The organism is Streptomyces sp. NBC_01515 (assembly GCF_045040345.1).
Lineage (GTDB): Bacteria > Actinomycetota > Actinomycetes > Streptomycetales > Streptomycetaceae > Streptomyces.
This window is the reverse complement of the sequence record NZ_CP109416.1, coordinates 2,650,711-2,671,945: the sequence shown is the minus strand read 5'-3', so window position 1 is coordinate 2,671,945 and position 21,235 is coordinate 2,650,711. Positions and strand designations below refer to the sequence as shown.

General features: G+C 69.3%; 20 protein-coding genes. 14 read left to right on the top strand and 6 right to left on the bottom strand.

Translation table 11 applies throughout. The features are described from left to right. The first annotated feature begins 22 nt into the window (after positions 1-22). From pdxS to OG407_RS11670, 11 genes are all read left to right on the top strand, one after another. On the top strand, positions 23-934 hold the full coding sequence (gene pdxS, locus OG407_RS11720; protein ID WP_200686525.1) for a pyridoxal 5'-phosphate synthase lyase subunit PdxS: 912 nt from the start codon (positions 23-25) through the stop codon (positions 932-934). Positions 935-949: 15 nt separating this feature from the next. After that, a complete protein-coding gene (pdxT, locus tag OG407_RS11715) occupies positions 950-1,555 on the top strand; it encodes a pyridoxal 5'-phosphate synthase glutaminase subunit PdxT (protein WP_393043163.1) in 606 nt (201 codons plus the stop codon). A 51-nt stretch (positions 1,556-1,606) separates the two neighbouring features. Beyond that, entirely contained in the window at positions 1,607-2,359 is a 753-nt protein-coding gene (locus OG407_RS11710) for a YebC/PmpR family DNA-binding transcriptional regulator (protein WP_403597947.1), read from the top strand. Positions 2,360-2,485: 126 nt separating this feature from the next. Beyond that, entirely contained in the window at positions 2,486-3,115 is a 630-nt protein-coding gene (gene ruvC, locus OG407_RS11705) for a crossover junction endodeoxyribonuclease RuvC (RefSeq protein ID WP_405857498.1), read from the top strand. Further along, positions 3,112-3,720 (top strand): Holliday junction branch migration protein RuvA, encoded by a 609-nt coding sequence (gene ruvA, locus OG407_RS11700; protein ID WP_328684494.1) that lies wholly within the window; start codon positions 3,112-3,114, stop codon positions 3,718-3,720. The genes ruvC and ruvA overlap by 4 nt, the downstream gene beginning before the upstream one ends. 11 nt (positions 3,721-3,731) lie before the next feature. After that, positions 3,732-4,802, top strand: coding sequence for a Holliday junction branch migration DNA helicase RuvB (ruvB, locus tag OG407_RS11695; protein ID WP_019059776.1), 1,071 nt, complete (start codon positions 3,732-3,734; stop codon positions 4,800-4,802). A gap of 165 nt (positions 4,803-4,967) precedes the next feature. Then, positions 4,968-5,474 carry a preprotein translocase subunit YajC gene (gene yajC / locus OG407_RS11690; protein ID WP_328684496.1) on the top strand — a complete coding sequence of 169 codons (507 nt, stop codon included), beginning with the start codon at positions 4,968-4,970 and terminating at the stop codon, positions 5,472-5,474. A gap of 140 nt (positions 5,475-5,614) precedes the next feature. Further along, a complete protein-coding gene (secD, locus tag OG407_RS11685; RefSeq protein ID WP_405857495.1) occupies positions 5,615-7,387 on the top strand; it encodes a protein translocase subunit SecD in 1,773 nt (590 codons plus the stop codon). Between the two features lies 1 nt (position 7,388). Next, a complete protein-coding gene (gene secF, locus OG407_RS11680) occupies positions 7,389-8,513 on the top strand; it encodes a protein translocase subunit SecF (protein WP_405857494.1) in 1,125 nt (374 codons plus the stop codon). Continuing rightward, a complete protein-coding gene (locus OG407_RS11675) occupies positions 8,510-9,049 on the top strand; it encodes an adenine phosphoribosyltransferase (RefSeq protein WP_405857492.1) in 540 nt (179 codons plus the stop codon). The genes secF and OG407_RS11675 overlap by 4 nt, the downstream gene beginning before the upstream one ends. 614 nt (positions 9,050-9,663) lie before the next feature. Then, a complete protein-coding gene (locus OG407_RS11670) occupies positions 9,664-12,207 on the top strand; it encodes a RelA/SpoT family protein (RefSeq protein WP_405857490.1) in 2,544 nt (847 codons plus the stop codon). 63 nt (positions 12,208-12,270) lie between these two features. Here the strand turns inward: OG407_RS11670 and OG407_RS11665 are convergent, their stop codons facing one another. Both OG407_RS11665 and OG407_RS11660 read right to left on the bottom strand, forming a co-directional pair. Further along, the gene (locus OG407_RS11665) at positions 12,271-13,500 is read right to left on the bottom strand and encodes a DUF349 domain-containing protein (protein WP_405857488.1); all 1,230 of its coding nucleotides are present in this window, start codon (positions 13,498-13,500) and stop codon (positions 12,271-12,273) included. Positions 13,501-13,635: 135 nt separating this feature from the next. Beyond that, positions 13,636-14,463, bottom strand: a complete 828-nt coding sequence (locus tag OG407_RS11660; protein ID WP_405857486.1) for a peptidylprolyl isomerase — start codon at positions 14,461-14,463, stop codon at positions 13,636-13,638. Between the two features lie 179 nt (positions 14,464-14,642). Here OG407_RS11660 and OG407_RS11655 point away from each other — a divergent pair, with 179 nt between their 5' ends. Both OG407_RS11655 and hisS read left to right on the top strand, forming a co-directional pair. Next, positions 14,643-15,353, top strand: coding sequence for an MBL fold metallo-hydrolase (locus OG407_RS11655; RefSeq protein ID WP_405857485.1), 711 nt, complete (start codon positions 14,643-14,645; stop codon positions 15,351-15,353). 12 nt (positions 15,354-15,365) lie between these two features. Then, complete coding sequence (gene hisS / locus OG407_RS11650; RefSeq protein ID WP_329351616.1) at positions 15,366-16,628, top strand: histidine--tRNA ligase; 1,263 nt, start codon at positions 15,366-15,368, stop codon at positions 16,626-16,628. A 222-nt stretch (positions 16,629-16,850) separates the two neighbouring features. Here the strand turns inward: hisS and OG407_RS11645 are convergent, their stop codons facing one another. From OG407_RS11645 to OG407_RS11630, 4 genes are read right to left on the bottom strand one after another with little or no spacing between them, the layout of a single operon-like run. Further along, entirely contained in the window at positions 16,851-17,474 is a 624-nt protein-coding gene (locus OG407_RS11645; protein ID WP_403597986.1) for a response regulator, read from the bottom strand. Further along, complete coding sequence (locus tag OG407_RS11640) at positions 17,471-18,715, bottom strand: sensor histidine kinase (protein WP_405857482.1); 1,245 nt, start codon at positions 18,713-18,715, stop codon at positions 17,471-17,473. The genes OG407_RS11645 and OG407_RS11640 overlap by 4 nt, the downstream gene beginning before the upstream one ends. Then, positions 18,712-19,563: an ABC transporter permease gene (locus OG407_RS11635; protein ID WP_365308104.1), complete on the bottom strand. Its 852-nt coding sequence runs from the start codon at positions 19,561-19,563 to the stop codon at positions 18,712-18,714. Before OG407_RS11635 ends, OG407_RS11640 begins: the two co-directional genes overlap by 4 nt. Further along, complete coding sequence (locus OG407_RS11630) at positions 19,560-20,426, bottom strand: ABC transporter ATP-binding protein (RefSeq protein ID WP_405857480.1); 867 nt, start codon at positions 20,424-20,426, stop codon at positions 19,560-19,562. The genes OG407_RS11635 and OG407_RS11630 overlap by 4 nt, the downstream gene beginning before the upstream one ends. 142 nt (positions 20,427-20,568) lie before the next feature. Between OG407_RS11630 and OG407_RS11625 the strand changes: the two genes are divergently transcribed. Further along, a complete protein-coding gene (locus OG407_RS11625) occupies positions 20,569-21,225 on the top strand; it encodes a vitamin K epoxide reductase family protein (RefSeq protein WP_403597997.1) in 657 nt (218 codons plus the stop codon). Positions 21,226-21,235 lie beyond the last annotated feature (10 nt).

The window sequence follows — 21,235 nt, the reverse complement described above, 5'->3', positions numbered from 1 at the left end:
TTTCACCGAGTGAGGTCACCCCGTGTCCAGCACCCCCAGCTCCGCCCAGACTCCCGAGACCGGCACCGCGCGCGTGAAGCGCGGCATGGCTGAGCAGCTCAAGGGCGGTGTGATCATGGACGTGGTCAACGCCGAGCAGGCGAAGATCGCCGAGGACGCCGGTGCCGTGGCCGTCATGGCCCTGGAGCGGGTCCCCGCCGACATCCGCAAGGACGGCGGCGTGGCCCGGATGTCCGACCCGACGATGATCGAGGAGATCATCGAAGCGGTCTCCATCCCGGTCATGGCCAAGTCCCGCATCGGCCACTTCGTCGAGGCCCAGGTCCTGCAGTCCCTCGGCGTCGACTACATCGACGAGTCCGAGGTCCTCACCCCGGCCGACGAGGTCAACCACTCCGACAAGTGGGCCTTCACGACCCCCTTCGTCTGCGGTGCCACCAACCTGGGCGAGGCCCTGCGCCGTATCGCCGAGGGCGCCGCGATGATCCGCTCCAAGGGCGAGGCCGGCACCGGCAACGTCGTCGAGGCGGTCCGCCACCTGCGCCAGATCAAGAACGAGATCGCCAAGCTGCGCGGCTTCGACAACAACGAGCTGTACGCCGCCGCCAAGGAACTGCGCGCCCCGTACGAGATCGTCCGCGAGGTCGCCGAGCTGGGCAAGCTCCCGGTCGTGCTGTTCTCCGCCGGTGGCGTCGCCACCCCCGCCGACGCGGCGCTGATGCGCCAGCTCGGCGCCGAGGGCGTCTTCGTCGGCTCCGGCATCTTCAAGTCCGGCGACCCGGCCAAGCGCGCCGCCGCCATCGTGAAGGCGACCACCTTCTACGACGACCCGAAGATCATCGCGGACGCGTCCCGCAACCTCGGCGAGGCCATGGTCGGCATCAACTGCGACACCCTCCCCGAGACCGAGCGCTACGCCAACCGCGGCTGGTAACCACCCATGGCGGATGTGTCTTCAGCCCCTGTCATCGGCGTCCTGGCCCTCCAGGGGGACGTACGGGAGCACCTGATCGCCCTGGCCGCGGCCGACGCCGTGGCCAGGCAGGTCAGGCGCCCCGAGGAACTCGCCGAGGTGGACGGTCTCGTCATCCCCGGGGGTGAGTCGACCACCATCTCCAAGCTGGCCGTCCTCTTCGGGGTCATGGACCCCCTTCGCGCACGCGTGCGTGCCGGTATGCCCGTCTACGGCACCTGCGCCGGCCTGATCATGCTCGCCGACAAGATCCTCGACCCGCGCTCGGGCCAGGAGACGATCGGCGGCATCGACATGATCGTGCGCCGCAACGCCTTCGGACGGCAGAACGAGTCCTTCGAAGCAGCTGTCGACGTCCGGGGCATCGAGGGCGATCCTGTGGAGGGCGTCTTCATCCGCGCCCCCTGGGTCGAGTCCGTCGGTGCCGAGACCGAGGTCCTCGCCGAACACGAGGGCCACATCGTCGCGGTCCGCCAGGGCAACGCGCTCGCCACGTCGTTCCACCCGGAACTGACCGGCGACCACCGCGTGCACTCCCTGTTCGTCGACATGGTGCGCGCGAACCTGGCTCCGGGGTCCTAGTAGGATCTCTGGGGTTCGTAAAGAGTTGGGTTACGCGAAGGAGACAGGCAGATGTCCGGCCACTCTAAATGGGCTACGACGAAGCACAAGAAGGCCGTGATCGACGCCAAGCGCGGCAAGCTCTTCGCGAAGATGATCAAGAACATCGAGGTCGCGGCCCGAACCGGCGGCGCCGATGTGTCCGGCAACCCGACGCTGTTCGACGCCATCCAGAAGGCCAAGAAGAGCTCGGTCCCGAACAAGAACATCGACTCCGCGGTCAAGCGCGGCGCCGGTCTCGAAGCCGGTGGCGCCGACTACGAGACGATCATGTACGAGGGTTACGGCCCGAACGGCGTCGCGGTGCTCATCGAGTGCCTCACCGACAACCGCAACCGCGCCGCCTCGGACGTGCGCGTCGCCATGACCCGCAACGGCGGGAACATGGCCGACCCCGGCTCCGTCTCGTACCTGTTCCATCGCAAGGGTGTCGTCATCGTCCCCAAGGGCGAGCTGGGCGAGGACGACGTCCTCGGTGCCGTGCTCGACGCGGGCGCCGAGGAGGTCAACGACCTCGGTGAGTCCTTCGAGGTCATCTCCGAGGCCACCGACCTGGTCGCGGTCCGCACCGCGCTCCAGGACGCCGACATCGACTACGACTCCGCCGACGCCAACTTCGTCCCGACCATGCAGGTCGAGCTCGACGAGGACGGCGCGCGCAAGATCTTCAAGCTGATCGACGCCCTGGAGGACAGCGACGACGTGCAGAACGTCTTCGCCAACTTCGACGTCAGCGACGAGGTCATGGAGAAGGTCGACGCGTAGCGTTGCCGCGAGCTGAAGTCGAACAAGCGGTTCAACGGGCCGACGGGACACACCCCGTCGGCCCGTCGCTTTGTCAGTGACACCCGATAGCCTGCACAAACAGGCGATCGAACGAGGGGGGTTGGAGTGCGGGTACTGGGTGTCGACCCCGGACTCACCCGATGCGGTGTCGGAGTGGTCGAAGGCGTCGCGGGCCGGCCGCTCACGATGATCGGCGTCGGTGTCGTACGGACCCCGTCGGACGCCGAGTTGGGGCTCCGCCTCGTCGCCATCGAGCAGGGCATCGAAGCGTGGCTGGACGAACACCGGCCCGAATTCGTCGCCGTGGAGCGGGTGTTCAGCCAGCACAACGTGCGCACGGTGATGGGCACCGCCCAGGCCAGCGCCGTGGCGATGCTCTGTGCCGCCCGCCGCGGCATCCCCGTCGCCCTGCACACGCCCAGCGAGGTCAAGGCCGCCGTCACCGGCAACGGCCGCGCCGACAAGGCCCAGGTCGGCGCCATGGTCACCCGACTCCTCCGGCTCGACGCGCCCCCGAAGCCCGCCGACGCGGCCGACGCCCTCGCCCTCGCCATCTGCCACATCTGGCGCGGCCCCGCGACCAACCGCCTCCAACAGGCCGTCGCCCAGAACCGGTTGCAACAGGCGGTCGCCCAACACGCGGCCGGCGCGCGCAAAGCACCGCAAGCCACGCAAGCCCCTCAACCCCCGCAAGCACCGAAGACCTCGCACGCATCGAAAGGCCGTACCGCATGATCGCCTTCGTCAGTGGCACGGTCGCCGCACTCGCCCCCGACGCCGCGGTGGTCGAGGTCGGCGGTGTCGGCATGGCCATCCAGTGCACGCCGAACACGCTGTCCACGCTCCGCCTCGGCAAGCCCGCCAAGCTCGCCACCTCCCTCGTCGTCCGCGAGGACTCGCTCACCCTGTACGGCTTCGTGGACGACGACGAACGCCAGATCTTCGAGCTGCTCCAGACCGCGACCGGTGTCGGCCCCCGGCTCGCGCAGGCGATGCTCGCGGTGCACACCCCGGACGCGCTGCGCCGGGCGGTTGCCGCCGGGGACGAGAAGGCGTTGATGGCGGTTCCGGGCATCGGCAAGAAGGGCGCCCAGAAGCTGCTGCTGGAGTTCAAGGACCGGCTCGGCGCACCCGTAGGGTCCGCCCCGGCGATCGGAGCCCCGGTCACCAGCGGCTGGCGCGATCAGCTGCACGCCGCCCTCATCGGCCTCGGGTACGCCACCCGCGAGGCCGACGAGGCCGTGGCCGCCGTAGCACCGCAGGCCGAGGCCGCCGAGGGCACGCCGCAGGTGGGGCAGTTGCTGAAGGCGGCCCTGCAGACCCTGAACCGCGCCCGCTAGGAGAACCGTCAGTGAACTGGGACGACACGACCGACGAGACCGCCGCCGAGCGGCTGGTGGGCTCGGTCGCCGACCGCGAGGACCAGGCCGTCGAGGCCGCCCTGCGCCCCAAGGACCTGGGCGAGTTCATCGGCCAGGAGAAGGTCCGCGAGCAGCTCGACCTGGTGCTGCGCGCCGCACGCGCGCGTGGCGCCACCGCCGACCACGTGCTGCTCTCCGGCGCCCCCGGCCTCGGCAAGACCACCCTGTCGATGATCATCGCGGCCGAGATGGAGGCCCCGATCCGCATCACCAGCGGCCCCGCCATCCAGCACGCGGGCGACCTCGCCGCGATCCTCTCCTCCCTCCAGGAGGGCGAGGTCCTCTTCCTCGACGAGATCCACCGCATGTCCCGGCCCGCCGAGGAGATGCTCTACATGGCGATGGAGGACTTCCGCGTCGACGTCATCGTCGGCAAGGGCCCCGGCGCCACCGCGATCCCGCTCGAACTGCCGCCGTTCACCCTGGTCGGCGCCACCACGCGCGCGGGGCTGCTGCCACCCCCGCTGCGCGACCGCTTCGGCTTCACCGCGCACATGGAGTTCTACGAGCCCACCGAGCTGGAGCGCGTCATCCACCGCTCGGCGAACCTCCTCGACGTGGAGATCGACCCCGCGGGCGCCGCCGAGATCGCCGGCCGCTCCCGCGGCACCCCCCGCATCGCCAACCGGCTGCTGCGCCGCGTCCGGGACTACGCGCAGGTCAAGGCCGACGGCTTCATCACCCAGGACATCGCCGGAGCCGCCCTCAAGGTCTACGAGGTCGACGGGCGCGGCCTCGACCGGCTCGACCGCGGTGTCCTCGAAGCCCTGCTCAAGCTGTTCGGCGGCGGACCGGTCGGACTGTCCACGCTCGCCGTCGCCGTGGGGGAGGAGCGCGAGACCGTCGAAGAGGTCGCCGAACCCTTCCTCGTACGCGAGGGACTGCTCGCCCGCACACCGCGCGGACGCGTCGCCACCCCCGCCGCGTGGGCGCATCTCGGCCTCACCCCGCCCCGCTCGTCAACCGGGGGAAACGGACAAGGGGACCTGTTCGGGGCGTGACGGCGGGGGCACTGGCCGGGTCAGGAACCCCGGTGCCATGCTGAGCGTTGTTCCATCAGCGTGGACTCGCTTAGACTCCGCCGATGCCGCCTTTGTGGGCGGCGCCGACCACCCCCATCCACCAGGCCGCTCACCGCCGCGGTCGTGCGAAGGAAATTCCGCCCCGTGAATATCGTGACCCTCCTCCCGTTCATCGTGCTCATCGGGGCCATGTTCCTGATGACCCGCTCCGCCAAGCGCAAGCAGCAGGCGGCCGCGTCGATGCGTAGTGACATGCAGCCCGGCACCGGCGTCCGCACGATCGGGGGCGTGTACGCGACGGTCAAGGAAGTCAACGAGGAGACGGTTCTCCTCGACGCAGGCCCGGGCATCGAACTTCTCTTCGCGAAGAACGCGATCGGCGCCGTCCTCACCGACGACGAGTACAACCGCATCGTCCACGGCATCGAGCACGACCTGAAGGACGACGCCGACATCGTCCCGGACGACGCCTCCTCCCTCACCGACACCGACGAGCCCGCCGCCGACTCTTCCGACGACAAGCCCATCGACCTCGGCAAGAAGGACGCGGCCGACGAGCCGGCCGACGCCACCGAGGAGCCGGCGAAGCCCGCCGAGGCGAAGACGGAAGAAGAGCCGAAGAAGACCGACGGCGACACCGACGCGAAGTAGTAACGTCCCGGGAGCGCGGCGCGACCCGCTCGCGCCCCGCGCACCCGGTACGTGCGTCACTCGCACGGGATCCCGACACCATGTCATGGCCGTAGCCGCGCTGACCCGGCGCGGAGCGGCCCGAGAGGGAGTACGAGAAGGTGGCAGCACCTAAGAGGGGCCGCAGCGCGAGCGCCCAGAGCAAGCCGTGGCGCTCGCTGGCCCTCATCCTGATCGCCATCGTGGCGCTCACCGGTGGCATGTTCGCATCCGGGCACAACACTCCGCGTCTCGGCATCGACCTGGCCGGCGGCACGAGCATCACGCTGCGGGCGGTGGCCCAGCCCGGCGAGGCATCGTCGATCAACAAGACCAACATGGACACCGCGGTCGACATCATGAACCGCCGTGTCAATGGTCTTGGTGTCTCGGAGGCCGAGGTCCAGACCCAGGGCTCCAAGAACATCATCGTCAACATCCCCAAGGGCACGAACTCGGAGGAGGCGCGGCAGCAGGTCGGTACGACCGCCAAGCTGTACTTCCGCCCGGTCCTGGCCACGGAGGCCTCCACGGGCGCCGCGACGGCGAGCCCGTCACCGAGCGCGTCCGGCAGCACCTCCAGCAGCCCGTCGAGCTCGCCCAGCTCCAAGGCGAGCGCTTCCTCGTCGAAGACCGGCTCCGCGACCCCGACGGCCACCGCCACCTCTCAGGGCCGTGCCGCCAGCGACGCGCTGAAGGCCGACACCACCTCGTCCGCGAGCCCCAGCGCCTCGGCCTCGGCCAGCGCCACCCCGTCGGCGAACAGCAGCGCCGCCGCCACCGCGGCGGCCGCCAAGCTGGAGGCCCAGTACACCGCGCTCGACTGCTCCAAGAAGTCGGTCCAGAACAGCGCCGGCAAGAACGCCAAGGCCGAGGACGCGACCGTGGCCTGCGGCCAGGTCTCGGGCGTCTGGTACAAGTACGTGCTCGGCCCCGCCGCCGTGGACGGTACCGACGTCAAGAAGGCGGCGGCCGTCCTGAACACGACGACCGCCGCCGGCTGGCAGGTCACCATGGACTTCACCGGCAAGGGCGGCGACAAGTTCGCCAAGGTCACCGGTGAACTGGCGAAGAACACCGCCCCGCAGAACGAGTTCGGCATCGTCCTCGACGGCCAGGTCGTCTCCAGCCCCTCCGTCGCCTCGTCGATCACCGGCGGCAGCGCGGAGATCTCCGGCAGCTTCACCCAGGAGGAGGCCCAGAGCCTCGCCAACATGCTGTCGTACGGCGCCCTGCCGCTGACCTTCAAGACGGACAGCGTCACCACGGTGACCGCGGCCCTCGGCGGCGAGCAGCTGCACGCCGGTCTGATCGCGGGCGCCATCGGCCTCGCGCTGGTCGTCATCTACCTGCTGATCTTCTACCGCGGTCTGTCGGTCATCGCGATCCCCTCGCTGCTGGTCTCCGCGATCCTCACCTACGTGATCATGGCGCTGCTCGGCCCGGGCATCGGCTTCGCGCTGAACCTGCCGGCCGTCTGCGGTGCGATCGTCGCGATCGGTATCACCGCGGACTCGTTCATCGTGTTCTTCGAACGCATCCGGGACGAGATCCGCGAGGGCCGCTCGCTGCGTCCGTCCGTCGAGCGGGCCTGGCCCCGTGCCCGGCGCACGATCCTGGTCTCCGACTTCGTGTCGTTCCTCGCCGCCGCGGTGCTGTTCATCGTCACCGTCGGCAAGGTCCAGGGCTTCGCGTTCACGCTCGGTCTGACCACCGTGCTCGACGTGGTCGTCGTCTTCCTCTTCACCAAGCCGCTGATGACGATCCTCGCCCGCCGGAAGTTCTTCGCGGACGGCCACAAGTTCTCCGGCATCGACCCGAAGGCGTTGGGCGCCAAGCCGCCGCTGCGCCGCACCCGCCGTCCCTCCGCCCCCGTCGACCCGAAGGAGGCGTGAGATGTCGAAGCTCGGCAACCTCGGCGCCCGGCTGCACCGTGGCGAGGTCGGGTACGACTTCGTCGGCAATCGCAAGATCTGGTACGGCATCTCGATCCTGATCACCATCACGGCCATCCTCGGCCTGACGGTGCGCGGCCTGAACATGGGCATCGAGTTCCAGGGCGGCGCCGCCTTCACCACGCCCAAGGGCATGAACGCCTCGGTGAGCCAGGCGGAGAAGTACGCCGAGGACGCCTCCGGTCACGACGCGGTCGTCCAGAAGCTCGGCGACGGCAGCCTGCGCATCCAGATCGCCGGCATCGACACGGACCAGTCCGACAGCATCAAGAAGCAGCTGTCGAAGGACCTGAACGTCAGCTCCGAGAACATCGCCGCGGATCTGGTCGGCCCCAGCTGGGGTGACCAGATCGCCAACAAGGCCTGGGAGGGCCTGGCGATCTTCATGGTCCTGGTCGTGATCTATCTGGCGATCGCCTTCGAGTGGCGCATGGCCCTGGCCGCGCTCGTCGCCCTGATCCACGACATCACCATCACCATCGGCATCTACGCCCTCGTCGGCTTCGAGGTCACGCCCGGCACGGTGATCGGTCTGCTGACCATCCTCGGTTACTCGCTCTACGACACGGTCGTCGTCTTCGACAGCCTCAAGGAGCAGACCAAGGACATCACCAAGCAGACCCGGTGGACCTACAGCGACATCGCCAACCGGTCGATCAACGGCACGCTGGTGCGTTCCATCAACACCACGGTCGTCGCCCTGCTGCCGGTCGGGGCCCTGCTGTTCATCGGTGGCGGCTTCCTCGGCGCGGGTGTGCTCAACGACATCTCGCTGTCGCTGTTCGTCGGCCTCGCGGCCGGTGCGTACTCCTCGATCTTCATCGCCACGCCGCTCGTCGCCGACCTCAAGGAGGCCGAGCCGCAGATGAAGGCGCTCAGGAAGCGCGTCCTCGCCAAGCGCGCCCAGGCCGCCGCGCAGGGCGAGCAGCCGGAGCCCGAGGTCACCAACCACTCGGACGACGACTACGACGACGAGCCCGAGGACGCGGCAGCCGTCGTCGGCCCGCGAACCCAGCCGGCGTCCCGCAACCGCGGCCGTGGGCGTCCCTCGGGGAAGCGTCGATGACCGACGTCCAGGAGCTGCTGCTCAGCCGTATCCGCGATGTGGCCGACTACCCGGAGCCGGGGGTGATGTTCAAGGACATCACCCCGCTTCTGGCGGACCCGGCCGCGTTCACGGCGCTCACGGACGCGCTCGCCGAGATCGTCGTGAGCACCGGTGCGACGAAGGTCGTGGGCCTGGAGGCCCGCGGGTTCATCCTCGGCGCCCCGGTGGCCGTCCGCGCGGGCGTCGGCTTCATCCCCGTGCGCAAGGCGGGCAAGCTCCCCGGAGCGACCCTCAGCCAGGCGTACGACCTGGAGTACGGCTCCGCCGAGATCGAGGTGCACGCCGAGGACCTGAGCGCCGGAGACCGCGTCCTGGTCGTCGACGACGTCCTGGCCACGGGCGGCACCGCCGAGGCCTCCCTCCAGCTGATCCGCAGGGCGGGCGCCGAGATCGCGGGCGTCGCCGTCCTCATGGAGCTGGGCTTCCTCGGCGGCCGGGCAAGACTGGAGCCGACCCTCCAAGGCGCTCCTCTGGAGGCACTGCTCAAGCTCTGAGCAGGCCAGCAGATGTTCACGACGAACGGCCGTCCCGGTCTCAACGGGACGGCCGTTCGCGTAGTGGCGGCCTCGTGGGAACGCTCGCGAGGCGACGGCCGTACAGAACGCGATCGCGTTCTGCACCCGGGCAGGCGGCCACAGCGCATCGCGGACCTTGTGGCGCAGCCCTTCAGTGGCAGCCCGTGCCGACACCCGGGCACCGGCACGGCAGTCCGCCCGGAGCGCGGCGCTGTCGGCGGCCAGTCCCTGCTCCGTCACCCGAGGCACGTCCTCAGATCGCCCTGGCGGGACCGGGCGGCCCGCCGGTGTATCGCGGACCTTGTGGCGCCGGTCCTCCCCGTGCGTCGGTACCCGCAGTCCGCGTCGGCGACCGGGCACCGGCACAGGAGTCCGCCCAGCGCGCGGCGCTGTCGCCGCCGGTCCCTCCCCGTCACCCGCAGGACACCCTCTGATCGCCCCGGAGCCGCGTCGCGGAATCCTGGGGCAGCCCCTCGCGTTTCATCCGTTGACGGCCCTCACATCGGCCTGAAGGCGAGCCCGGAGCCCGGGATCGCTACCATGGGCACTCCGGAGCCTGACCTGGGGACCCGGATCGCGCACGAGGAGTCCTCTTGGCAGACGAGGCCCAGCCCCTGACCGCCGCCAAGCCCGAGCCCACCCCGGGCCCCGCGGCGGAACCCGCCACGAGCGCGAGCACCGCACCGGCCGAACCGCGCCCGGCGGCGGAGCACGACCGGTCGGCGCCCGCCGACAAGGCGGCCGAGCCCGCGCGCCCCAAGCCGGCTCCGGCCGAGCTCCCGGCGGCCACCCCTCCCGCGCCCCGTCCCACGGCCGGCCAGCCCGCACGCACCGGCGGCGGCTCCTCCAACCGCGTCCGCGCCCGTCTCGCCCGCCTCGGCGTCCAGCGCTCCAACCCGTACAACCCGGTCCTGGAGCCCCTGCTGCGGATAGTGCGCAGCAACGACCCGAAGATCGAGACGGCCACCCTCCGCCAGGTCGAGAGCGCCTACCAGGTCGCCGAGCGCTGGCACCGCGGCCAGAAGCGCAAGAGCGGCGACCCGTACATCACGCACCCGCTCGCCGTCACCACGATCCTCGCCGAACTCGGCATGGACCCGGCCACGTTGATGGCCGGCCTGCTGCACGACACCGTCGAGGACACCGAGTACGGCCTCGACCAGCTCCGCCGCGACTTCGGCGACTCCGTGGCCCTCCTCGTCGACGGTGTCACCAAGCTGGACAAGGTCAAGTTCGGCGAGGCCGCGCAGGCCGAGACCGTCCGCAAGATGGTCGTAGCAATGGCCAAGGACCCGCGCGTCCTGGTCATCAAGCTCGCCGACCGCCTGCACAACATGCGCACCATGCGCTACCTCAAGCGCGAGAAGCAGGAGAAGAAGGCGCGCGAGACCCTGGAGATCTACGCGCCGCTCGCCCACCGCCTGGGCATGAACACCATCAAGTGGGAACTGGAGGACCTCGCCTTCGCGATCCTCTACCCCAAGATGTACGACGAGATCGTCCGGCTGGTGGCCGAGCGGGCACCGAAGCGTGACGAATACCTGGCCATAGTGACCGACGAGGTCCAGACCGACCTGCGCGCCGCCCGCATCAAGGCGACCGTCACCGGCCGACCGAAGCACTACTACAGCGTCTACCAGAAGATGATCGTCCGTGGCCGCGACTTCGCGGAGATCTACGACCTGGTGGGCATCCGCGTCCTCGTGGACACCGTCCGCGACTGCTACGCGGCCCTCGGCACCGTGCACGCGCGATGGAACCCGGTCCCCGGCCGGTTCAAGGACTACATCGCGATGCCCAAGTTCAACATGTACCAGTCGCTGCACACCACCGTAATCGGCCCCAACGGCAAGCCCGTTGAGCTCCAGATCCGCACGTTCGACATGCACCGCCGCGCGGAGTACGGCATCGCCGCGCACTGGAAGTACAAGCAGGAGGCCGTCGCCGGCACCTCCAAGGTGCGCGCGGAGACACCCAGGACCACCGGCAAGGACGACCACCTCAACGACATGGCGTGGCTGCGCCAGTTGCTCGACTGGCAGAAGGAGACCGAGGACCCGGGCGAGTTCCTGGAGTCCCTGCGCTTCGACCTGTCCCGCAACGAGGTCTTCGTCTTCACGCCGAAGGGCGACGTGATAGCGCTGCCGGCGGGCGCCACCCCGGTGGACTTCTCGTACGCGGTGCACACCGAGGTCGGCCACCGGACCATAGGAGCACGGGTCAACGGGCGCCTCGTACCGCTCGAATCCACCCTGGACAACGGCGACTTGGTGGAGGTCTTCACCTCCAAGGCGCCCGGCGCGGGCCCCTCCCGCGACTGGCTCGGCTTCGTGAAGTCGCCGCGCGCCCGCAACAAGATCAGAGCCTGGTTCTCCAAGGAGCGCCGCGACGAGGCGATCGAGCAGGGCAAGGACGCCATCGCCCGCGCGATGCGCAAACAGAACCTGCCGATCCAGCGCATCCTCACCGGCGACTCCCTCGTCACGCTCGCGCACGAGATGCGCTACCCCGACATCTCCTCGCTGTACGCGGCGATCGGCGAGGGGCATGTCGCCGCGCAGAACGTCGTACAGAAGCTGGTGCAGGCGCTCGGCGGCGAGGAGGCGGCCACCGAGGAGATCGACGAGAGCGTGCCGCCGGCGCACGGCCGGGGGCGCAAGCGCCGGTCGAACGCCGACCCCGGTGTCGTCGTCAAGGGCGTCGACGACGTGTGGGTCAAACTGGCCCGCTGTTGTACGCCCGTCCCCGGCGACCCCATCATCGGTTTCGTCACGCGAGGTAGCGGTGTATCGGTTCACCGCAGCGACTGCGTCAACGTGGAGTCACTGTCCCGCGAGCCCGAGCGCATCCTGGAAGTCGAGTGGGCGCCGACCCAGTCCTCGGTCTTCCTGGTCGCCATCCAGGTGGAGGCCCTGGACCGCTCCCGGCTCCTCTCGGACGTCACCCGCGTCCTGTCCGACCAGCACGTCAACATCCTCTCCGCGGCCGTCCAGACCTCCCGCGACCGCGTCGCCACCTCCCGCTTCACCTTCGAGATGGGCGACCCCAAGCACCTGGGCCACGTCCTGAAGGCCGTCAGGGGCGTGGAGGGGGTCTACGACGTCTACCGCGTGACGTCGGCGCGCAACAAGACGTAGGGCATACGAAGAAGGGGCTCCCGTACGGTGCGTACGGGAGCCCCTTCTTGATGCGTGCGGAGGTCAGCCGCCGAACTCCTGGAGGCCCTTCAGAGCCTGCTCCAGCAGGGCCTGGCGGCCCTCCAGCTCGCGCTGGAGCTTGTCGGCGCGGGAAGTGTTGCCCTGCGCGCGGGCCTGCTCGATCTGGCCCGTGAGCTTGTCCACGGCGGCCTGGAGCTGACCGGTCAGACCCTCGGCACGCGCGCGTGCCTCCGGGTTCGTCCGGCGCCACTCGGTCTCCTCGGACTCCTGGAGGGCCCGCTCGATCGCGTGCATCCGGCCCTCGACCTTCGGGCGGGAGTCACGCGGCACATGGCCGATGGCCTCCCAGCGCTCGTTGATCGAGCGGAAGGTCGCGCGGGCCGCCTTCAGATCGGTGACCGGCAGGAGCTTCTCGGCCTCCTCGGCCAGCTCCTCCTTGAGCTTCAGGTTCTCCGTCTGCTCGGCGTCCCGCTCGGCGAAGACCGAGCTGCGGGCGGCGAAGAAGACGTCCTGGGCGCCGCGGAAGCGGTTCCACAGATCGTCCTCGTGCTCGCGCTGGGCGCGGCCCGCCGCCTTCCAGTCGGCCATCAGCTCGCGGTAGCGCGCGGCCGTGGGACCCCAGTCCGTCGAGGCCGACAGACCCTCGGCCTCGGCGACCAGGTTCTCCTTGATCTTGCGAGCGTCCTCGCGCTGCGCGTCCAGCGACGCGAAGTGCGCCTTGCGGCGCTTGGAGAAGGCCGACCGGGCGTGCGAGAAGCGGTGCCACAGCTCGTCGTCCGACTTGCGGTCCAGGCGCGGCAGACCCTTCCAGGTGTCCACCAGCGCGCGCAGCCGCTCACCGGCCGCCCGCCACTGGTCGGACTGCGCCAGCTCCTCCGCCTCGACGACCAGCGCCTCCTTGGAGTGCCGGGCCTCGTCGGACTGCTTGGCGCGCTGCTGCTTGCGCTCCTCGCGGCGCGCCTCGACGGTCTCCACCAGCTTGTCCAGCCGGACGCCCAGCGAGGCCAGGTCGCCCACCGCGTGGTGGGCGTCGACCTGCTCACGGAGATGGTCGACGGCGGCCTGCGCGTCCTTCGCCGACAGGTCGGTGGTCTTCACGCGCTTTTCGAGGAGGCCGATCTCGACAACCAGGCCTTCGTACTTGCGCTCGAAGTAGGCCAGCGCCTCCTCGGGGGAGCCGGCCTGCCAGGAACCGACGACCTGCTCGCCGTCGGCCGTACGCACGTACACGGTCCCCGTCTCGTCGACGCGTCCCCACGGGTCGCTGCTCACAGCGCCTCCTCCACATGATGCCTGCACAGGGCCGCTGTGCCCCCGGGCATCGTCCACAGTTTCGTCACGGCCAACATAGGCGACCGGCGGGTTGCCTGTCCGCATCCCGCGCGACCGAAATTTCGCTGTTGACGGTCAGGATTTCGTGACGGTCGCCTTGTTGATCACGACCGTCGCGTTCGGTGCTCCGTCACCCGCGCCCGTGCTCTCGCCCGCGGCCGCGATCTTGTTCAGGACCTTCATCCCGGAGGCCGAGATGGTACCGAACGGGGTGTAGCTCGCCGGGAGCGTGCTGGCCTTGTAGACGAGGAAGAACTGGCTGCCGCCGGTGTGCTTCTGACCGGTGTTCGCCATCGCCACCGTGCCCGCCGGGTAGGTCCCGCCCTTGAGGCTGGCGTCCTTCAGGTTCTCGTCCGGGATCGTGTAGCCGGGACCGCCGCTGCCCGCGCCCGTCGGGTCGCCGCACTGCAGCACGTAGATGCCGCTGGTGGTGAGCCGGTGGCACTTCGTGTGGTCGAAGAAGCCCTTGCCCGCGAGGAAGTCGAACGAGTTCACGGTGTGCGGCGCGGCCGACGTCTTCAGCGCGATGTCGATGTCACCGCAGGTCGTCGCCAGCTTCATCGTGTACTTCGCCGACTTGTCGATCGTGACCGCCGGCTCCTTCTTCCAGGTCTCCGTCTTGATCTTGCCGGCCGCCGGCTTGGCGCACGGGTCCGGCGCCTTCTTCGTCGCCGAGGCGCTGGGCGTGGGCGTCACGTCCGCGCTCGCGTTGGACTTGTCGTCGTCGTTCTTCAGGACGCCGGTCGTGTAGAGCGCGACACTGCCGATCACGATCACGCCGAGCACCGACGCGATCACCGAGTTGCGCATGCGTGCCTTGCGTCGAGCGGACGTACGCCGCTGCTGCTGCCGCAAGAACTTCTCCCGCGCGAGCTGCCGCTTCCGCTGTTCCTGGGTGACCACCGGATTCTCTCCTCATGCGTCTCGTACGTCGACTGGGACGCGTGCGTCTTGTGAGCCGACCGCCTGCGTGTGCCCCGTACCGTATATGGGTTCGCTGAGGATTCGGCAGCGCCGGTAGGCTCTGACCACTGACGCAGGGATCCTTATCCCCACCCGTATCGACACAACGAAGGACGATCGTGCTCATTGCCGGGTTCCCCGCCGGGGCCTGGGGGACGAACTGTTATCTCGTCGCCCCCGCCGCCGGTGAGGAGTGCGTGATCATCGACCCGGGCCATCAGGCCGCCCAGGGAGTCGAGGAAGCGCTTCTGAAGCATCGGCTCAAGCCCGTCGCGGTCGTCCTCACCCATGGTCACATCGACCATGTGGCCTCGGTCGTCCCGGTGTGCGGCGCGCACGACGTGCCGGCCTGGATCCACCCCGAGGACCGGTACATGATGAGCGACCCCGAGAAGGCGCTCGGCCGCTCGATCGGGATGCCGCTGATGGGCGAGCTGACCGTGGGGGAGCCGGACGACGTCAAGGAGCTGACCGACGGAGCGCGGCTCGCGCTCGCGGGACTGGAGTTCTCGGTCGCGCACGCGCCCGGCCATACCAGGGGGTCGGTGACCTTCCAGATGCCCGAGAACACGGAGATCCCTTCCGTGTTCTTCTCCGGGGATCTGCTTTTCGCCGGCTCCATCGGACGCACCGACCTGCCCGGCGGCTCCCACGCCGAGATCCTCGACTCGCTGGCCCGTGTGTGCCTGCCGCTCGACGACTCGACCGTGGTGCTGTCCGGCCACGGCCCCCAGACGACCATCGGCCAGGAGCGCGCCACCAACCCGTATCTGCGGGAGGTGGCCTCCGGCGGCCAGGGAGCCCAGGACGCTCCCCGACGAGGAATGTGACGAGAGATTTTCGTGAGCACCTTTCAGGCCCCCAAGGGCACGTACGACCTGATTCCGCCGGAGTCGGCCAAGTACCTCGCCGTGCGCGAGGCGATCGCCGCTCCGCTGCGCAACTCCGGCTACGGCTACATCGAGACGCCCGGCTTCGAGAACGTCGAGCTGTTCGCGCGCGGGGTCGGTGAGTCGACCGACATCGTGACCAAGGAGATGTACGCCTTCGAGACCAAGGGCGGCGACCAGCTCGCCCTGCGTCCCGAGGGCACGGCTTCCGTGCTGCGTGCGGCACTTGAGGCCAACCTGCACAAGTTGGGCAACCTCCCGGTCAAGCTCTGGTACTCGGGCTCGTACTACCGCTACGAGCGCCCCCAGAAGGGCCGTTACCGCCACTTCTCGCAGGTCGGCGCCGAGGCGATCGGTGCCGAGGACCCGGCGCTGGACGCCGAGTTGATCATCCTCGCGGACCAGGCGTACCGCTCCCTGGGCCTGCGGAACTTCCGCATCCTCCTCAACAGCCTGGGCGACAAGGAGTGCCGTCCGGTGTACCGGGAGGCGCTGCAGACCTTCCTCCGGGGCCTGGACCTCGACGAGGAGACCCTGCGCCGCGCGGACATCAACCCGCTCCGGGTCCTCGACGACAAACGCCCCGACGTCCAGAAGCAGTTGACGGACGCGCCGCTGCTCCGCGACTACCTCTGTGACGCGTGCAAGGCGTACCACGAGGAGGTCCGCGAGCTGATCACGGCCGCGGGCGTCTCCTTCGAGGACGACCCGAAGCTGGTCCGCGGCCTGGACTACTACACCCGTACGACCTTCGAGTTCGTCCACGACGGTCTGGGTTCCCAGTCCGCGGTGGGCGGCGGCGGCCGTTACGACGGCCTCTCCGAGATGATCGGCGGTCCCGCACTGCCCTCCGTGGGCTGGGCGTTGGGCGTCGACCGTACGGTGCTGGCCCTGGAGGCGGAGGGCGTCGAACTCGAACTCCCCGCGTCCACCAGCGTGTTCGCCGTTCCGCTCGGCGACGAGGCCCGCCGCGTCCTCTTCACCAAGGTCACCGAACTCCGCAAGCTCGGTATCGCGGCGGACTTCTCCTACGGCTCCAAGGGCCTCAAGGGCGCGATGAAGAGCGCCAACCGCAGCGGGGCCCGCTACACGATCGTCGCCGGCGAGCGTGATCTCGCCGAGGGTGTCGTGCAGCTGAAGGACATGGAGTCCGGGGACCAGCGGGCGGTCGGGGTGAACGAGATCGTGGCGGAACTGGAATCAAAGCTGGGCTGAGGCCTGGTTTCTTCGCCCCCGCCGCCCCTACCCGTCCCATCCCTGGGGGCTGCCGCCCCCAGACCCCCGCTTCGGCCTGAACGGCCTCGTCCTCAAACGCCGGACGGGCTGAAAGATCAAGCCCCGGCCGACGACAACTCAGCCTCTCCGGCGTTTGAGGAGCGGGGTCTGGGGCGGAGCCCCAGAAGGACGGGACGGGTAGGGGCGGCGGGGGCGAAATCCTCAGTCCAGCAACCCGTACCGCATCGCACTCGTCACAGCCGCCGTCCGGTCATCCACCCCCAACTTCCCGAAGACCCGCAGCAGATGGGTCTTCACCGTCGACTCCCCGATGTACAACCGCCGCCCGATCTCCGCGTTGGTGCACCCCTCCGCCACCAACCGCAACACCGCGATCTCCCGCTCGGACAACCGAGGCCGCTCCGGCCTGGTCCGCAACTGGTCCACCAACCGCGCTGCCACAGACGGCGCCAACACGGTCTCGCCCCGCGCAGCGGCCCGTACCGCGTCCGCGAGCTCACCCCGAGGCAGATCCTTCAGCAGATAACCCGCCGCCCCCGCCTCCACGGCCCGCAGAATGTCCCGGTCGGTCTCATACGTCGTGAGGACGATCACCCGGCACGCCAACCCGGCCGCACTCATCCGCACGATGGAGTCGACACCCCCGCCACCCGGCATCCGCAGGTCCATCAGCACGATGTCCGGCCTCAACTCGGCGGCCAGCGCCTCCGCTTGCGGCCCGCTCGACGCGTCGGCGACGACATCGAGATCCGGTTCGGCGCTGAGCATCGCGCGCAGGCCCTCCCGTACGACGGGATGGTCGTCGGCCAGGATGATCCGGATCATCGAGAACTCCTCAGAGGCGATACCGGCGACGCAGGTGATACAGGGGATTCAGGTGATGCGGGCGATACCGGCAGCCGTACCGTCACCGTCGTCCCCTCGCCCACCGCGCTCCGTACCACCGCCGTCCCACCCGCCTCCGCCGCCCGGGTCCGCAGCCCCGCCAGACCGTAACCGCCGGACACCGCACCAGGATCGAAGCCGCATCCGTCATCCCGTACCGACACGGTGAGTTGATCGTCGGAGTACGTGAGCGCGAGGCTCACCTTCGCCGAACTCCCCGCATGCTTACGGGCGTTGGCGAGCGCTTCCTGACAGGAGCGCAGGGCCACGACCTCGGGACCGGCGGGCAACACACGTACCGGGCCGGTGACTTGGAGGGGCGCGTCATGGCGGGCGGCGAGTCGGCGCAGGGCGTCCGAGAGGGACGCGCCCTCCAGGTCGGCCGGTGTGCCGCCGGCGACCAGGGCGCGGGCCTCGGCGAGGTTCTGCCGGGCCGTCTCGTCCATCAGGGCCAAGTGCCGCCTGGCCTGCGGGAGATCGTCGTCCAGCTCCGCCTCCACCGCCTGGGCCAGCATCAGCAGACTGGTGAAGCCCTGGGCGAGGGTGTCGTGGATCTCGCGGGCCATGCGCTCCCGTTCGGCCAACGCGCCGTGGGCCGACGACAGTCGGGAGACCTCGTGGCGGCTGGCGTCCAGCTCGGCTATCAACTCCGCGCGCTCCTGGCTCTGTTCGATGACGCGGATGATCCAGGTGCCGAGGGCCATCGAGAAGACCAGAGTCACCACCGCGAAGACGGAATTGAAGAACACGTCCTGCGCGCCCGGCCACCACAGCAGCGCCCAGCCGATCACCGGCGCGATGTTGATCACGGTCACCGCGATCAGCGCCCAGCGCAGCCGCAGCACCATGAAGCAGGGCGGGACGAGGGCGAAGGCCAGCAATCGGGTCTCGCCGACCAGGACCGCGGAGGGCAGGAACAGCGCCATCTCCGCGATGAGGTAGCCGACGGCCCTGCGTTCGTCCGGCGGGTCGCCCTGAAGGACTGGGCGCCCGACCCAGACGTAGAGCGGGATCAGCGGGACGAGCAGTGCGGCCGCCGTGACGCGTACCGGCCACCCCGGTTGGCTCGTGCCGAGCACGAACACCAGGGTGGCCAGCCAGATCAGGGCGAAGTACGTGTCCCAGAGGCGGAACGAGCGGTCCCAGGTGTACGAACCCGTCGCCCCGTGCGGAGCGGTCATCCGTCGCGCCGGTTCTTCCACCGGAAGGTCAGCAGGCACAGCAGCAATCCTCCGACGCACCACGCCCCGAGCACCAGCGCGATCTTCCCGAACTCCCAGCTCCCTGCCTGCTCCAGCACCTGTGCCGACGAGGGCAGGAACACCCCGCGCAGCCCCTGGCACATCCACTTCAGCGGGAACAGGGCGCCGATGTTGAGCATCCAGTCCGGGATGGTGTCGATGGAGATGTACACCCCGGAGATGAACTGCAGGACCAGGAAGGGGAGTACGACCACGGAGGTCGCGCTCTTGCCGGACTTCGGGACGGAGCTGACCGCGATGCCGAGCAGTGCGCACGCCGTCAGACCGAGCACGAAGATCCACCCGAAGTCCAGCCACTTCACCGCCGACGAGGGCAGGTCCACGTCGTAGAGCGTGGTGCCGACGAGGAGCAGGATCGCGGTCTCCATGAGGCCCGTGACCAGAACCAGCCAGATCTTGCCGAGGAAGTACGCGGCCGGTGGCATCGGCGTGCCGCGCAGCCGGCGCAGCACCTTCTCGTCGCGTTCGATCGCGATCGAGATGCCGAGGGACTGGAAACTCGTCGACATGATGCCGGCGGCCATCATCGCCGGGACGTAGAGCTGCGAGGCGTTGATGCCCGCGCCCCGGACGTCGTCCTTGAAGATCGACGCGAAGAGGAAGAGGAAGACGACCGGGAAGGCGAAGGTGAACACCACCTGGTCGCGCTGCCGGAAGAACTGCTTGAGTTCCAGCACACCTCGCTGCAGGCCGAGTCCCCAGGCACCGGGGAGCCGCTCTCCTGAGGTCTTCGTCCGGGCCTGCGCAACCGTCGTGGTCGTGGTCATCGCGCGTCCTCCTGTCCGGTCAGCCGGAGGTAGACGTCCTCCAGGGTGGGGCGGCTGACCAGCAGCCCGGGGATCTCGCCGTCGAAGCGGTGCGTGAGTTCGGCTACGACCTTGGTCGGAGTCTCCGTGTGCTCCGCGCGCGGGGTGCCGTCCAGGTCCGTCCACTCCACCGTGGCTCCGGTGCCGTGGCGCTCGCGCAGGGCGGCCGGTTCGCCCTCGGCGACCACGCGGCCCTTGGCGACGATGGCGAGGCGGTCGGCGAGGTTCTCCGCCTCCTCCAGGTAGTGCGTGGTCAGGAGGATCGTGGTGCCCTCGTCGGCGAGCTTGCGGATCAGGTCCCAGAACTGGCGCCGGGCCGCCGGGTCGAAACCGGTCGTCGGCTCGTCCAGGAGGAGGAGGTCGGGGCCACCTATCACCCCGAGGGCCACGTCGAGACGCCTGCGCTGGCCGCCCGACAGGGCCTTGATACGGCTGTCCACCTTGGCCTCAAGACCGACCAGGCCGATGACCTCCTCGGGGTCGCGCGGGCGGGGGTAGTAGCGCGCGAAATGTCGTACGGTCTCGCCGACCGTCAACTCGGCGGGTGCGGATTCGTCCTGCCAGACGATTCCGACCCGCGATCGCCACGCGCGCGTGCCCGTCGCCGGGTCCGAACCGAGCACCGACACCTCGCCCGCGTCCCGGCCGCGGTTGCCCTGGAGGATCTCGACCGTGGTGCTCTTGCCCGCCCCATTGGGTCCGAGCAGGCCGAACACCTCTCCCGTGCGGATCCGGAGGTCGATTCCGTCCACGGCGGTCACGTCCCCGTACTGCTTGCGCAGCCCCCGCACATCCACTGCGAGTTCGTTCGCCTGTGTTGTCATGCGACGAGCATCGTCCGGAATCGAGCGCTCAGGGACGACCGTGCGTACTTCCTTATGTCCATCGAACGGTGGACAGAGGTGCGCGTGCGGCACAATGGCCCTGCCCGAAGAAGGTCCAACTCTCAAGTGACGGATCGGCGTGATGAGCAAGACGACAGTGAAGGACGTCTCCACCGACTCCGAGCCGGAGCACACGGCCGCGGAGCCGCGCACGGTGGGCAGCAGTCGGGCCTTCGCCCTGTTGCTGGTGATCACCGGAGCGGCCGGACTGCTCGCCGCCTGGGTCATCACGATCGACAAGTTCAAGATCCTTGAGGGCAAGCTCGCCGGGAAGACGTTCACCCCGAGCTGCAGCATCAACCCGATCGTCTCCTGCGGCAGCGTCATGGAGAGCAAGCAGGCCGCCGCCTTCGGCTTCCCGAACCCGATGCTCGGCCTGGTCGCCTACGGCATCGTCATCTGCGTCGGGATCAGCCTGCTGACCCGGGTCCAGTTCCCGCGCTGGTACTGGCTGACCTTCAACTTCGGCACGCTCTTCGGGGTGGCCTTCTGCACCTGGCTGCAGTTCCAGTCGCTGTACCGGATCAACGCGCTGTGCCTGTGGTGCTCGCTGGCCTGGGTCGCCACGATCACCATGTTCTGGTACGTCACGTCGTTCAACATCCGCAACGACTTCCTGAAGGCACCGCGCCCGGTCAAGAACTTCCTGGGCGAGTTCACCTGGGTCCTCCCGGTAACCCACGTCGGCATCATCGCCATGCTGATCCTGACCCGCTGGGGCACCCAGCTCTGGGCCTGACCCCGGCCCC

What these genes read in the sequence shown, in the direction of transcription:
- OG407_RS11710 (WP_403597947.1), top strand. Translation starts at nt 1,607, where the DNA reads ATGTCCGGCCACTCTAAATGGGCTACGACGAAGCACAAGAAGGCCGTG.
- OG407_RS11635 (WP_365308104.1), bottom strand. Translation starts at nt 19,563, where the DNA reads ATGACCACGACCACGACGGTTGCGCAGGCCCGGACGAAGACCTCAGGA.
- OG407_RS11640 (WP_405857482.1), bottom strand. Translation starts at nt 18,715, where the DNA reads ATGACCGCTCCGCACGGGGCGACGGGTTCGTACACCTGGGACCGCTCG.
- OG407_RS11675 (WP_405857492.1), top strand. Translation starts at nt 8,510, where the DNA reads ATGACCGACGTCCAGGAGCTGCTGCTCAGCCGTATCCGCGATGTGGCC.
- OG407_RS11630 (WP_405857480.1), bottom strand. Translation starts at nt 20,426, where the DNA reads ATGACAACACAGGCGAACGAACTCGCAGTGGATGTGCGGGGGCTGCGC.
- secF (WP_405857494.1), top strand. Translation starts at nt 7,389, where the DNA reads ATGTCGAAGCTCGGCAACCTCGGCGCCCGGCTGCACCGTGGCGAGGTC.
- ruvA (WP_328684494.1), top strand. Translation starts at nt 3,112, where the DNA reads ATGATCGCCTTCGTCAGTGGCACGGTCGCCGCACTCGCCCCCGACGCC.
- OG407_RS11645 (WP_403597986.1), bottom strand. Translation starts at nt 17,474, where the DNA reads ATGATCCGGATCATCCTGGCCGACGACCATCCCGTCGTACGGGAGGGC.
- OG407_RS11625 (WP_403597997.1), top strand. Translation starts at nt 20,569, where the DNA reads ATGAGCAAGACGACAGTGAAGGACGTCTCCACCGACTCCGAGCCGGAG.